Source organism: Enterobacter asburiae (assembly GCF_001521715.1).
GTDB classification, from domain to species: Bacteria; Pseudomonadota; Gammaproteobacteria; order Enterobacterales; family Enterobacteriaceae; genus Enterobacter; species Enterobacter asburiae.
In genome coordinates, this window is record NZ_CP011863.1 from 1,552,458 (window position 1) to 1,564,078 (window position 11,621).

10 protein-coding genes are annotated in these 11,621 nt (G+C 58.4%); 5 read left to right on the forward strand and 5 right to left on the reverse strand.

What is annotated here, in order from left to right; translation table 11 throughout:
* Window positions 1-11: 11 nt before the first annotated feature.
* Window positions 12-587: a helix-turn-helix domain-containing protein gene (locus ACJ69_RS07670; protein WP_023311983.1), complete on the reverse strand. Its 576-nt coding sequence runs from the start codon at window positions 585-587 to the stop codon at window positions 12-14.
* 148 nt (window positions 588-735) lie between these two features.
* On the opposite strand from ACJ69_RS07670, the gene ACJ69_RS07675 reads away from it, so the two are divergent.
* Both ACJ69_RS07675 and ACJ69_RS07680 read left to right on the forward strand, forming a co-directional pair.
* Window positions 736-1,254 (forward strand): GNAT family N-acetyltransferase, encoded by a 519-nt coding sequence (locus ACJ69_RS07675; RefSeq protein ID WP_059346831.1) that lies wholly within the window; start codon window positions 736-738, stop codon window positions 1,252-1,254.
* Window positions 1,251-1,700: a DMT family transporter gene (locus tag ACJ69_RS07680; RefSeq protein ID WP_023335868.1), complete on the forward strand. Its 450-nt coding sequence runs from the start codon at window positions 1,251-1,253 to the stop codon at window positions 1,698-1,700. The genes ACJ69_RS07675 and ACJ69_RS07680 overlap by 4 nt, the downstream gene beginning before the upstream one ends.
* A 3-nt stretch (window positions 1,701-1,703) precedes the next feature.
* Here ACJ69_RS07680 and ACJ69_RS07685 read toward each other — a convergent pair whose 3' ends face one another.
* Together ACJ69_RS07685 and ACJ69_RS07690 are read right to left on the reverse strand one after the other, a co-directional pair.
* Complete coding sequence (locus tag ACJ69_RS07685; protein WP_054829638.1) at window positions 1,704-1,937, reverse strand: YdcY family protein; 234 nt, start codon at window positions 1,935-1,937, stop codon at window positions 1,704-1,706.
* Window positions 1,938-2,033: 96 nt separating this feature from the next.
* Entirely contained in the window at window positions 2,034-3,632 is a 1,599-nt protein-coding gene (locus ACJ69_RS07690; protein WP_059346832.1) for an ABC transporter substrate-binding protein, read from the reverse strand.
* Window positions 3,633-3,915: 283 nt separating this feature from the next.
* On the opposite strand from ACJ69_RS07690, the gene ACJ69_RS07695 reads away from it, so the two are divergent.
* From ACJ69_RS07695 to ACJ69_RS07705, 3 genes are read left to right on the forward strand one after another with little or no spacing between them, the layout of a single operon-like run.
* Window positions 3,916-5,256 carry an SrfA family protein gene (locus ACJ69_RS07695; RefSeq protein WP_059346833.1) on the forward strand — a complete coding sequence of 447 codons (1,341 nt, stop codon included), beginning with the start codon at window positions 3,916-3,918 and terminating at the stop codon, window positions 5,254-5,256.
* A gap of 4 nt (window positions 5,257-5,260) precedes the next feature.
* Window positions 5,261-8,242, forward strand: a complete 2,982-nt coding sequence (locus ACJ69_RS07700; protein WP_059346834.1) for a virulence factor SrfB — start codon at window positions 5,261-5,263, stop codon at window positions 8,240-8,242.
* The gene (locus ACJ69_RS07705) at window positions 8,239-10,416 is read left to right on the forward strand and encodes a virulence factor SrfC family protein (protein ID WP_059346835.1); all 2,178 of its coding nucleotides are present in this window, start codon (window positions 8,239-8,241) and stop codon (window positions 10,414-10,416) included. The genes ACJ69_RS07700 and ACJ69_RS07705 overlap by 4 nt, the downstream gene beginning before the upstream one ends.
* Window positions 10,417-10,538: 122 nt before the next feature.
* On the opposite strand, the gene ACJ69_RS07710 is transcribed toward ACJ69_RS07705, so the two are convergent.
* Window positions 10,539-11,294 carry an alpha/beta fold hydrolase gene (locus ACJ69_RS07710; RefSeq protein ID WP_059346836.1) on the reverse strand — a complete coding sequence of 252 codons (756 nt, stop codon included), beginning with the start codon at window positions 11,292-11,294 and terminating at the stop codon, window positions 10,539-10,541.
* An 85-nt stretch (window positions 11,295-11,379) separates the two neighbouring features.
* Window positions 11,380-11,553, reverse strand: coding sequence for a GhoT/OrtT family toxin (locus ACJ69_RS07715; RefSeq protein ID WP_014883956.1), 174 nt, complete (start codon window positions 11,551-11,553; stop codon window positions 11,380-11,382).
* Window positions 11,554-11,621: the final 68 nt, after the last annotated feature.

Below are 11,621 nucleotides of genomic sequence, written 5' to 3' on the forward strand. Positions count from 1 at the left end.
TCGCATTAGCATTACGAGGCAGACTGGTTAAGCCGTACAACCAGATAGATGCAGGTTTCATTCGTTTCGTTGATGAACCGGCAGTCATTTGGCGGCCCCAGCTCGAGACAGTCTCCGGCGTGCATTTCGTGGCGCGTATCGCCCTCCTGGAACACCAGCTCGCCGGACTGGAGCCAGATAAGCTGACGAGCCAGCGCGTAAGAAGAGGCAGGCATCGGAACATCGCTGCCCGCGGGCAGTTCAACCTGAACAAGGTCGATGGGCAGATCGGTGCGGGGAGAAACATGGCGGCGGAGGTAGTGCGTCTGTGGATCTCGCCAGACGGGCTGGTTTGCAAGGCGCAGCAGCTTGCCCTCCTGCATTTCGGCCCGGGCAATAAGCGTTGACATGCTGATGCCAAACGCACCAGACAGGCGAGCAAGCAAGGTGGCCGTCGGGCTGCTGTCTCCGCGTTCAATCTTGTGGATCATCGCGCGCGAAACCCCTGCCCGGTCAGCAAGCTCGCTCAGGGACCATCCGCGAGACTCGCGTTCAAGGCGAATTCTTGCGCTAATCCGTTGATTCATCGTGTCTGTTATGGTGTTCATGACGTCATACTATAGTGTATGAACGGCATTTCAATGGGGTTTTGATAACAAAAAAATATGGCTTATGCCGTAGCGATCGGGCGATACGATTGTGTAATATCGTAGGAATAACGTAATACTATAGTGAACAACACACAGAGGGTTAATCATGATCGTTCGTCATGCCAGCAAAGAAGACTGCGCCGCGATAGGAGAAATCTACAATCACGCGGTGCTGCATACTGCCGCGATCTGGAACGATAAAACCGTCGATACCGATAACCGAATCGCGTGGTTTGAGGCGCGCACGCTCGCGGGTTACCCGGTTCTGGTGAGTGAAGAAAACGGCGTTATCACCGGTTACGCCTCTTTCGGCGACTGGCGCGCCTTCGACGGTTTCCGTCATACGGTTGAGCATTCGGTCTACGTCCACCCGGACCATCAGGGCAAAGGCATTGGCCGCACGCTGATGGTCGCGCTGATTAACGAGGCCCGCGCCATCGGTAAACACGTAATGGTGGCCGGTATTGAAGCGCAAAACCATGCCTCGATTCACCTCCATGAAACGCTTGGTTTTGTGACCACGGGGCAGATGCCGCAGGTGGGAACCAAGTTTGGCCGCTGGCTGGACTTAACCTTTATGCAGCTGCAGCTGGACGAGCGCAGCGATCCGGACGCCATCCCATGAATCAGTCACTGACGCTGGCGTTTCTGGTGGCGGCGGGAATAGGTCTGGTGGTGCAAAACACCTTAATGGTGCGTATCACCCAGTCCTCCTCCACCATTCTTATCGCGATGCTGCTGAACTCCCTGGTCGGCATTGTGCTATTTGTCAGCATTCTGCTGCTGAAACAGGGCGTCGCCGGATTCAGCGAGCTGGCCGCAACGGTACGCTGGTGGACGCTTATCCCCGGGCTGCTGGGTTCGTTTTTCGTGTTTGCCAGCATCAGCGGGTATCAGAACGTTGGCGCGGCGACGACTATCGCCGTGCTGGTGGCAAGCCAGCTGATTGGCGGGCTGGTAATGGACGTGCTGAGGAGCCACGGCGTTCCGCTGCGCGCCCTGATTGGCCCGGTATGCGGCGCGGTGATGCTGGTCGTCGGGGCCTGGCTGGTGGCGCGGCGACAGTTTTGATCGTTACAGTATGGTGCCGCCTTTGGTCAGATGTTCCTCCCGCGCGTCCAACTCCTCTTTATGCTGCTTACCGTGGTGCGAAATCGCGGTACGCAGACGCTGCTGCTGGGTGTAGCGATCTTCACGGCTGAGCTCTGCGTCATGGCTTAATTCGATCAGCAGTTCATTCATATGGGTGATGACGCTCTCTTCAATAGCGGCGTCCACACGGGCGGTAACTTCGTTTAAATGTGACATTGTCACTCCTTGTGAATCGCCGGGTGGCGGCTGCGCCTTACCCGGCCTACAGGGGAAACCGTAGGCCCGGTAAGCGCAGCGCCACCGGGCAACATATTAGTTAAGCTTCGCCTTAGAGAAATCGCTGCCCATCAGGCTGACGCTGTATCCGGTCACGTTGCTGCGGGTTGCATAGAACGTTTTCCCGTTTGCCAGCGCGATCCACGGCGCCTGCTGGTAGAAAATCTCCTGTGCCTGGCCGTAGAGTTTCGCGCGCTCGGCCGGGCTGCTGGTCAGCTTCGCTTTTTGCACCAGAGCATCATAACCCTTATCGCACCAGCGCGCGGCGTTTGATCCGGTTTTAATGCTGTTGCAGCCCAGCAGCACGTCGGCAAAGTTGTCCGGGTCACCGTTATCGGACATCCAGCCAAACAGCGCGGAGTCATGTTCGCCTTTACGCATTCCGGAGAGATATTCGCCCCACTCGTAAGAGACAATTTTGGCCTTCACGCCGACTTTCGCCCAGTCGCTCTGAATCATCTCTGCGATACGGCGCGAGTTCGGGTTATACGGACGCTGAACCGGCATTGACCACAGCGTGACTTCCGCCCCCTTCTCCAGCCCCGCCTGCTTCAGCAGCGCTTTCGCTTTTTCTGGATCGTAGCTGTAGTCCTTCAGGTCTTTATTAAAGCCCAGCATATTTGGCGGGATCGGCGATTTTGCCACCGTACCGGAACCCATAAAGACCGCATTGACGATCGCCTTCTTGTCGGTCGCGTAGTTAAGCGCCTGGCGCACCAGCACGTTATCAAACGGTTTTTTCTCGGTGTTGAACGCCAGATAGCCGACGTTCAGCGCATCGACCGAATGCAGCGTCAGGTCTTTGTTGTTCTTGATCGCGTCAAACTGAACCGGGGACGGCGCAGGAATGATCTGGCACTCGTTGGTCTGCAGCTTCGCCAGACGGGTTTCTACGTTCGGCGTGATGGAGAAGATGAGATGCTTCGTCGGCACCTCGCCTTCCCAGTAGTTCGGGTTAGCGACGTAGCGGATCAGCGAATCCACCTTGTACTGCTGCAGGACATAAGGCCCGGTGCCAATCGGCCAGGTGTCCACGTTTTCTGGCGTGCCTTTTTTCAGCATCGCGTCGGCGTATTCGGCGGAAAGAATCGAGGCGAAATCCATCCCCCAGTCGGCCAGAAACGCGGCGTTTGGCTCGCTGAGGGTGAACTGAACGTGATAGTCGTCGACCTTTTTCACGTCCTGAATCAGCTTATCGAGCCCGACATCGTTAAAGTATTCGTAGTTGCCCTGCGACACGTTGTGATACGGATGTTTAGGGTCTTTCTGACGCAAAACCGAGAAAATAACGTCATCGGCGTTAAAGTCGCGCGTCGGTTTGAAGTATTTGTTGCTGTTGAACTTCACCCCTTTGCGCAGGGCAAAGGTATAGGTCTTGCCGTCCGGCGAAATCGTCCAGGACTCCGCCAGCGACGGGACCGGGGTGTTTTTCACCGGGTCAAAATTGATCAGGCGATTGTAAAGTACCTGAGAGCTGGCCACAAAAGACGGGCCAGAGCTGGCGATTTGCGGGTTGAAGGACTCGGGGGACGCTTCAGAACAGTAAATAAGGGTGTCGCTGTTTGCCGCCCATGCGGCACCGGCTGGTAACAGCGCGCTCAGCGCAAGGGCGAGCAGTGTTTTCCCTGTAGACATGGTTATAACCCTGACAGTTTTATTATATAAGACAGTAATAACAGCACAGGCGATATGACCTGGCAAATAACGAAACACTATCAGGTTATTCTAAAGCCGCGTTTTTTGCTGTTTTAACAGCCAGCGTCCGAAAAGGTGATTTGCCTTAAGGGCCATTATTCGTCAAGCACAACCGTCACTTTCTATGCCGCAAGAAATCGGTCCTTTTAGCGTCTCTTCCCCCGTTTGGTTGCTTCCTCGTTTCGTTAAAGTAACGGTGTGAAGAAGTATATGGGATCAAATCGTGGCAAAAACTCTTTTACGCAGCGGTAACCTGGATGACTTTCAGGCCGTTGGCGGCGGCGGACAAGCCGTTTTTGAATCAGCGTTACAAATCCGGGAAGCGCTCCGGTTGCGCAAACAACAGGCCATCGTCGACTGTCTGGCTATTCCGCAGGTCAACGACAGCGGTGACCGCGTGGACTGGTATTCCCCTGTTGAAGGGAGCGTAACCAGCTGGAAAGCGGCCGATGAGGATGACCGCTATCGCGCCCTGCGCTATCTGGAAAACACGCTAGCCAGCGTTGAGTCGTTAAGCAAAAAATGCCTCCAGTCTCCCAAAACCGCGCAGCAGCTTTTTGGTTCTCTGCTGTCGAAGGCGTTTCAGTTCCCGGGTGAAAACTTCCTCTTCCTCGTGGACGGAAAGCCGGTCATCAGCTTCTGGGGGTTTGTAAACCTGAACGAAAATGCGCGCGACGATGTTCTCGACTGCCTGCGTGAATCGCTGGTCCCTGAGCCTGCCCCCGTTCTGATTGAAGATCCTGAGCCCGAGCCTGAGCCAGAGCCGGTGGTGGCCTTTGAACATGCCGACGAGCCGCTGATCGCCCCTTCCACGGTGGTGCGTATCACGCCGGAAGAACTGTATGAGCCGGAGCCGGAGCCGGCCGTTGCGCACCCCGTTCAGGAACCGGCTGTGCCGATCGTCGCGAAAAAGCGCCGCGTTCCCCTGTGGACGCTGCCGGTTGCCCTCGCGATCGTTGCCGCCATTGCCGCACCGCTGCTGTGGCCAAAACAGTCGCCTTCCGCTGAGCCCGCCCCTGTGCCCGCACCTCAGCCCGTAGAGATTGCGCCAAAGCCGATCAAAGCGGTTGAGCCGCTGGCCATGAAATTGCCGCTGCATCAGGCAGAGGTCCTGGCAAGCAAAGAAAAAGAGCCTGCGCCTGCGCCACAGCCCGCCCCGGTAGTGATTGTCGCCATCCCGAAAGATGCCATGGTGATGGAAGCGAATCAGGTGAAAGCGGGATCGACGCGTTTCCTGAACGGCACCTGGCGTGCGGTTCTGGACGTGAAAGATCCGGTTACCGGCAAGCCGCCGTCAATGCGCTATCAGATCCAGAACAATAAAGGCTTCGCCCGGGTTGTCCACGGCGACAACGTTGTCTGCCGCGCGGAGGTCTTCTCCGGCCTGCACAGCAACGGCGAGCTGATGATTAAAAGTCGCGGTACTGCCCGCTGCACCGACGGCTCCCGCTACCCGATGCCGGAGGTTGCCTGTAAAGCAGGCGCCAGCGATATCGCAGAATGTCGCGCCCGTTATGATGCCAATACCGTCGTTCCCCTGACGTTCAAGAAAGCAGGTGCCTGATCCTATGCTGGTTAATCTTTGCGACTATAAACAAAGCGTCACGCTTATTGCCAACAGCGGCGTGCAGTTCCTTGATTTCGGTCTGACGCCGCAGGACACCGCCAGCAACGGGCGCTTCGTACGTAAAACCGCGAACGGCCCGCTGCTGCGGCTCGATTTCGACCTGGTTAACGGGCGCTATACCGTGCCGGGAACGAACGGCGGACAGCCTGAAGTGGTTAAACCGGAAACCACCATCCCGCTGCATCAGTCCCTGGCGGTGCTGGACGGCGTCTGGCTTCCGGTTCCGTTCCAGCGCTTCAACCCTCCGCGCACCTTTGTTGAGGGGCCGGATAACTGGGCCCGCGTTCAGGTGCGCAGGCTGGATACACCCGATACGGCAGGCAATACGCACCGCGTGACCCTCGCCCTCGACAGCCAGATAGCTGAACACGCCACGTCCGCCCTGTCTCCGGTTGAAAACGATATTCTGAACGGGACCCGATTCGCGCTGGCCTGGCGAGACAACGAAGTTGAAAGTTTCCTCGACCAGACCTGGATCGACGGCTGGCTGCGCGAGGCATTTACCCAGTATGCCGACGGCGTTGAAAACCGCTCAGAACGCGATCTCCAGCAGGCGATGCGCGGGTTTGAATATCAGGCCCACTGGCTCAACCTGATGACCATGCTCGGTGAACAGCTCACCGTGCCGGAAGTGAAATTTGTTACCCATACGCTCAGCACGCCAGCCATTCCGGTCGACCTGATCCTCGACGTGGGCAATACCCACACCTGCGGCGTCATTATTGAAGACCACGGCGATGCGAACGATGGACTGCGACAGACCGCCGAGCTGCAGGTCCGCTCGCTAAGCGAGCCGCAGTTCCTGAATGCGCCGCTGTTCACCAGCCGTCTCGAGTTTTCGGAAGCGCGCTTTGGCAAGCAGCACTTCTCGGTTGAAAGCGGCCGCGAAGACGCCTTTGTCTGGCCGTCGATTGTTCGCGTGGGTGATGAAGCCCGCAAGCTTGCAATGCAGCGTCTGGGGACCGAAGGCAACAGCGGCATCTCCAGCCCGCGTCGCTACCTGTGGGATGAAACGCCGGTCGTACAGGACTGGCGCTTTAGCCAGATGAACAGCAAAACTCAGCGTGAGCCGCTTGCCACCGCGTTTCCGCTGATGAACCTGATGAACGATGACGGCGAGCCGCTCTTCACGCTGCCGCAGGACGAGCGGCTGCCGGTCTTCTCGCCGCAGTACAGCCGCAGTACGCTGATGACGCACATGCTGTGCGAGCTGCTGGCGCAGGCGCTGGGGCAGATCAACAGCGTCGCCACGCGCCTGCGTCTGGGCTTCCCGGCATCGCCGCGCCAGCTGCGCACCCTGATCCTGACCCTGCCCTCGGCCATGCCAAAGCAGGAGCGCGAGATTTTCCGTCGCCGCATGTTTGAAGCCATCGCCATCGTCTGGAAAGCGATGGGCTGGCACCCGCAGGATGAGGATTTTGTCACCCGCAAACAGCAGGATAAAAGCGTGGTGCCGGTTCCTGAAATCCAGATGGAGTGGGATGAAGCCAGCTGCGGTCAACTGGTCTGGCTGTATAACGAAGCGATCTCCCGCTTTGGCGGTCAGACCGAAGCCTTCTTCGCCTCCCTGGCCCGCCCGGACCGTGAGCCTGAGTCGGGCAGCCAGCCGGGCCGCGCGCTGCGCGTCGCGTCCATCGACATCGGCGGCGGCACAACGGATATGGCGATCACCCATTATCAGCTGGATGACGGTTCCGGCAATAACGTCAAAATCACCCCGCAGCTGCTGTTCCGTGAAGGCTTTAAAGTCGCGGGTGACGACACGCTTCTGGACGTCATTCAGCGCTACGTGTTGCCTGCCCTGCAAACGCAGCTGCAGAAATCCGGTATTGCGGACGCCTCGCTGCTTATGGCGTCGCTATTCGGTGACTCCGGGCGCATCGATACCCAGGCGGTACTCCGTCAGCAAACGGCGCTTCAGCTCTTTATGCCGATTGGCCACGCTATTCTTGCCGCGTGGGAATCGAGCGACGTTGACGATCCGCTGGCCGGTCTGCATGCCACCTTTGGCGATCTCCTGCCGCAGAAACCGACCCGTAACGTAATGAATTATCTGCAGCAGGCGATCGACCATGCCCTGCCTGCGGGTTCAGAAGCTTTTGACCTGTTCGCGGTGCCGCTGCACGTGAATTTCCGCGAAATGCAGGATGCGATGCTGGCCGGGCAGTTTACGCTGGCCTCGCCGCTTCACGCGGTGTGCGAGGCGATATCCCATTACAGTTGCGATATTCTGCTGATCACCGGACGCCCCGGCTGCCTGCCTGGCGTTCAGGCGCTCATTCGCCATCTGCAGCCGGTGCCGGTCAACCGCATCGTCTGGCTGGATAAATACCAGGTGCACGAGTGGTATCCTTTCAGCCAGCAGGGGCGCATTGGCAACCCGAAATCGACGGCCGCCGTGGGGGCCATGCTCTGCAGCCTGGCGCTCGACCTGCGTCTGCCGCGCTTCAACTTTAAAGCCGCGGACATTGGCGCGTATTCCACCGTGCGCTATCTCGGCGTGCTGGATAACACCATTAATACCCTGCGCGAGGAAAACGTCTGGTATCAGGATATCGACCTCGATAAGCCGGGCGCGAAGCTCGACGCGCGTCTGCACTTCCCGCTGCGCGGTAACGTCACCCTCGGCTTCCGCCAGCTGGCGAACGCGCGCTGGCCCGCCACGCCGCTCTACACGCTCAGCATCAACTCGGCTGAACTGGCGAAAGCCATTGCCGGTGACGGCGTGCTGAACGTGCGGCTGAAGCTCTGCGGCGGCAGCAAGCAGGAAGGCCCTGAGGCCTTCGAGCTGAGCGATGCCTGGCTGCAGGACGGCACGCCGGTTGCACCTGACGCATTAACCTTCAAACTGAATACTTTGGCCGATCGCCGACACAGCGGTAGCCACTACTGGATCGACAGCGGGAGCGTATACCTGAAATGACAGCGACGACGACCACCACTCAGGCCTTAATCGGGTGGATTAATGAGACGCGCCTGAACGCCCCTGTGCTGGATAACGATGCTGACGCCCTGCTTGCTCGCATCAACGCGGCGCAGGCGCGGGAGCAGGCCATTGAACGCGCCTTGACGCGCCTGAGCAGCATTGGGCTTTACGGTCATTCGCAAAGCGCGAAAGCCCATCTGCTGTTATCCCTGTGCGGCAGCGGTAATGGACGCCTGAACGTGACGCCGGGCCAGCGCACCTTTGACTATTTTTCGCATATCAATCCGGGACATGCCCTGACCAACATGGCCGTCCGCTTCACGCCGGAAAGCCCGGAGGTGGCGGATGAGGCGTTCCCGCTGCGTTTGAGCCTGGTCACCGAGGCCGAGCTGGTACAGCTGTTTATTGCCCGCACAACGCTGCATCCGCAGATGCGCGCGGTAGAAAAGGCGGTCATTGAGACTCGTCTGGAGAAATGGCGCGGGCTGCGCCAGCCGCAGGGCGTGCCCGGTATCACGGCTCAGGAAGTGGGTGCGATTGCCCGCTTCTGGCAAAGCACCGTACCCGCCGCGAAACAGCAAATTGATGATGCCCTGTGGCATGAGTTCGCCCGGCTGGTGCCTTCTCTCGATCTCAGCACGCGGGCCAGCGTCTGGTCGCTGCTGTGGGGCGAGCAGCAGGAGTTGACCCAGCAGTGGTTAAAACTGGCCCATGTGCTGCACCCTACCAGCCATGCCGGCGAGCTTGCTGCTCCGCTTAGCCTGCTGGTGGACAGCTTTGGCCTGCCGGGTGAAGGGTTCCTGACGCACGACGGCACGTTAGATCTTCAGGACGCGCAGGAGACGCTGCTTCATCCGCTGAACAGCGGTGAAATGCTAAACGCCATCAGCATCCCCGTCGACGTGCTCGCCTTCCTGACCCGCGAGCTGGTGCTGCCGGTTGAGAACGGCGCGCTGGATAACGTCGATATTATTGATATTCCGGTTTTTGAAGATAACCGTGCCGACCCGCTACGCCAGGCGAAGTCCCAGTGGCTGCTCGAGCATTACCGTCAGCAGCTTCAGCCGGATGTGCTGGTGATTTGCAATGCGACGGCGCAGCACGAGCAGACGGCCAAAAAAGCAAAAGTGTTGATGAACTGGGTCAAGGAGACGCAGCCTGCTGAAGAATCTGCCCTGCCCGGCCTGGTATGGGCGATTACCCCACACGATGCCCGCTTTACCACCCGACAGAATCTCGATGAAGCCGTACAGCATCTGCTCGGAAAGCCGGGTTTACGCTGGGGCACGCTTCAGGCGCTGGACAGCCACAGCATGCAGCGCGTCATCGAATGGCTGTCTCAGGCCACGCTGCCCGCCCAGCGACAGAAGCGTCTCAGCACGCTGAAAGGCTTGCTGCGACAGGAACTCTCATCGCTTATGCAGAGCTATCTGGCACCGCTGGTTGAAGAACCGGGGACAAGACGCGCTCAGGCCGAAAACATGGTGCGCACGCTGCAAAACAGCGCCGCCCGCCACGGCGAACTGCTTGAAGGCCTCCTGCCGCCGCTGAAAGCCTTTGAAACGCTGCTCGCCGTTCAGCAGCCGCGCGAGGAGCACGTGAACGGGCTGTTTACGGACACTATTGACCTGTTTGCCGAGAATACCCAGGAAAGCACCGGCCTGTTCCAGACAAAAGACAAAGCGCGTCTGGCGCACAGAGTCTGGATAAATCATCTGCGTCAGTGGAGCCGCAATGAGGCCACGGCCGCGCGCCTTGGGCTGGAGCCTGCGGTGTTACAGCAAATCGCGGATGTCCTGGTGGTCACCAGCTACCGGCTCGATCTGCCTCAACAGCTTCAGCGTATCGTCGAAGCGGATAAAAGCAGCGCTGCGCAACTGCATGCCGTGATGGGCAATTTCATTGGCTGGCTGGGTTACGACCAGACGCCCGTGGCGGTACGTCCGGCAAGCCGCATCCGCAAGGGGCAGGCAATCTTCGTTACGCCAGTGGTCAGCAGCGCCGAGCCTCGCTTGACGCGACTGGGAGAACAGCCTGTGCATGCGGCCACCGCGTACGTATACGACTGGCTGGTCGCACTCTATAGCCGCGCGATAGAGAACATTGATTACCAGCATCCGCATGATGTTCAGCCCGGTGCGCGTCAGGCCTTACACGCGTTATTGCGCTGAACGCTGATTAACAATGTAGCCGCATTTCTTGCCGGGTGGCGCTGCCGCTTACCCGGCCTACATTCTTCATCGTTGTCAGGCCCGAACAAGAGTAGCGCCGCCGGGCGGAACTTTTGCGCACATCACTCCGTCATACACCCGGCTAACGTCTGTGCCAGCGCAGACGGATTCTCCCACGACATCGAGTGCCCCGCCGCAGGGATGATTTTTACCTCAACGCCCTTTTGCTTCAGATTGTCCACATCGTCATCAGGCAGAGACAGTTCGCCGAAAATCAACATTACCGGGCAAGGAAGTGACAGGAACTGTGCTTCCCATTCGGGCTCAACGCCCGCCACCAGGCTCGATGCGCCCCGCCAGACGGCGTACGGCGCATTGCTCTTCAGACATCCCGCCCACGCCGTTTTTTCCGCGCTGAGCATGTCGTCATAGCCCTGGCTCAGAAACTGTTGCTCGGTTTGCGCTGCAATAGACCGGCTGAACATCCCTCCACCCGCATGAAAATTGGGCTCTGACACCATCAGCCCTTTCACGCGCGACGCCAGCAGCCCGGCCGTTTCGATAGCAATGCTGCCGCCCATGCTGTGGCCGTATAACCAGAAGGCATCCAGCTTAAGGTGGTCAATCAGTTCCGCCACAACGTGCGCCTGGTCGGTGGTTTTATAGCTGTAGTGCTCAGGCTTGTCGCTGTAGCCGCTGCCGGGCAAGTCGATGAGAATCGCTCTGCGCGCGCCAAACAGCGGGTCATGAACAACACGGGGATATTCATAGGAAGAGGCGCAGCCCAGCCCGTGAATGAACACCATGGGATCGCCGGTGCCGGGCAGGTCATGCCAGCGCACGGTACAACCGGCCTGCTGCGAGTAAAAACTGTTCATAAGCACTCCTTTCACGATGCACTGTGTATTTATACAGTTACCGTATCTGGAATGCCATATTCATTTTTAAAAATGGAAGCGTGCTTCAGAAAAGCGAGATCAGCAGCGCAACGGGAAAGCTCATTGGCCAGGTTGACCCCACCAGAAAAGCGCTGAGCAGGCGGATACGTTTGCGGTCTTTAGAGAGGAACCAGGTAATTAATGCGCAGATGGAAGCCATAACTGCGTAAAAAACCAACATCTTTTGATACAACGTCATTCTGTATACCAGAGCCGAAAAAATAACCGCACGCAATATGCGTCATATGTTGATACAGATCAAGTTTT

Excerpts from the sequence above, each read along its gene's own strand:
- ACJ69_RS07670 (WP_023311983.1), bottom strand. The coding sequence starts at position 587 with ATGAACACCATAACAGACACGATGAATCAACGGATTAGCGCAAGAATT.
- ACJ69_RS07675 (WP_059346831.1), top strand. The coding sequence starts at position 736 with ATGATCGTTCGTCATGCCAGCAAAGAAGACTGCGCCGCGATAGGAGAA.
- ACJ69_RS07680 (WP_023335868.1), top strand. The coding sequence starts at position 1,251 with ATGAATCAGTCACTGACGCTGGCGTTTCTGGTGGCGGCGGGAATAGGT.
- ACJ69_RS07685 (WP_054829638.1), bottom strand. The coding sequence starts at position 1,937 with ATGTCACATTTAAACGAAGTTACCGCCCGTGTGGACGCCGCTATTGAA.
- ACJ69_RS07690 (WP_059346832.1), bottom strand. The coding sequence starts at position 3,632 with ATGTCTACAGGGAAAACACTGCTCGCCCTTGCGCTGAGCGCGCTGTTA.
- ACJ69_RS07700 (WP_059346834.1), top strand. The coding sequence starts at position 5,261 with ATGCTGGTTAATCTTTGCGACTATAAACAAAGCGTCACGCTTATTGCC.
- ACJ69_RS07705 (WP_059346835.1), top strand. The coding sequence starts at position 8,239 with ATGACAGCGACGACGACCACCACTCAGGCCTTAATCGGGTGGATTAAT.
- ACJ69_RS07710 (WP_059346836.1), bottom strand. The coding sequence starts at position 11,294 with ATGAACAGTTTTTACTCGCAGCAGGCCGGTTGTACCGTGCGCTGGCAT.
- ACJ69_RS07715 (WP_014883956.1), bottom strand. The coding sequence starts at position 11,553 with ATGACGTTGTATCAAAAGATGTTGGTTTTTTACGCAGTTATGGCTTCC.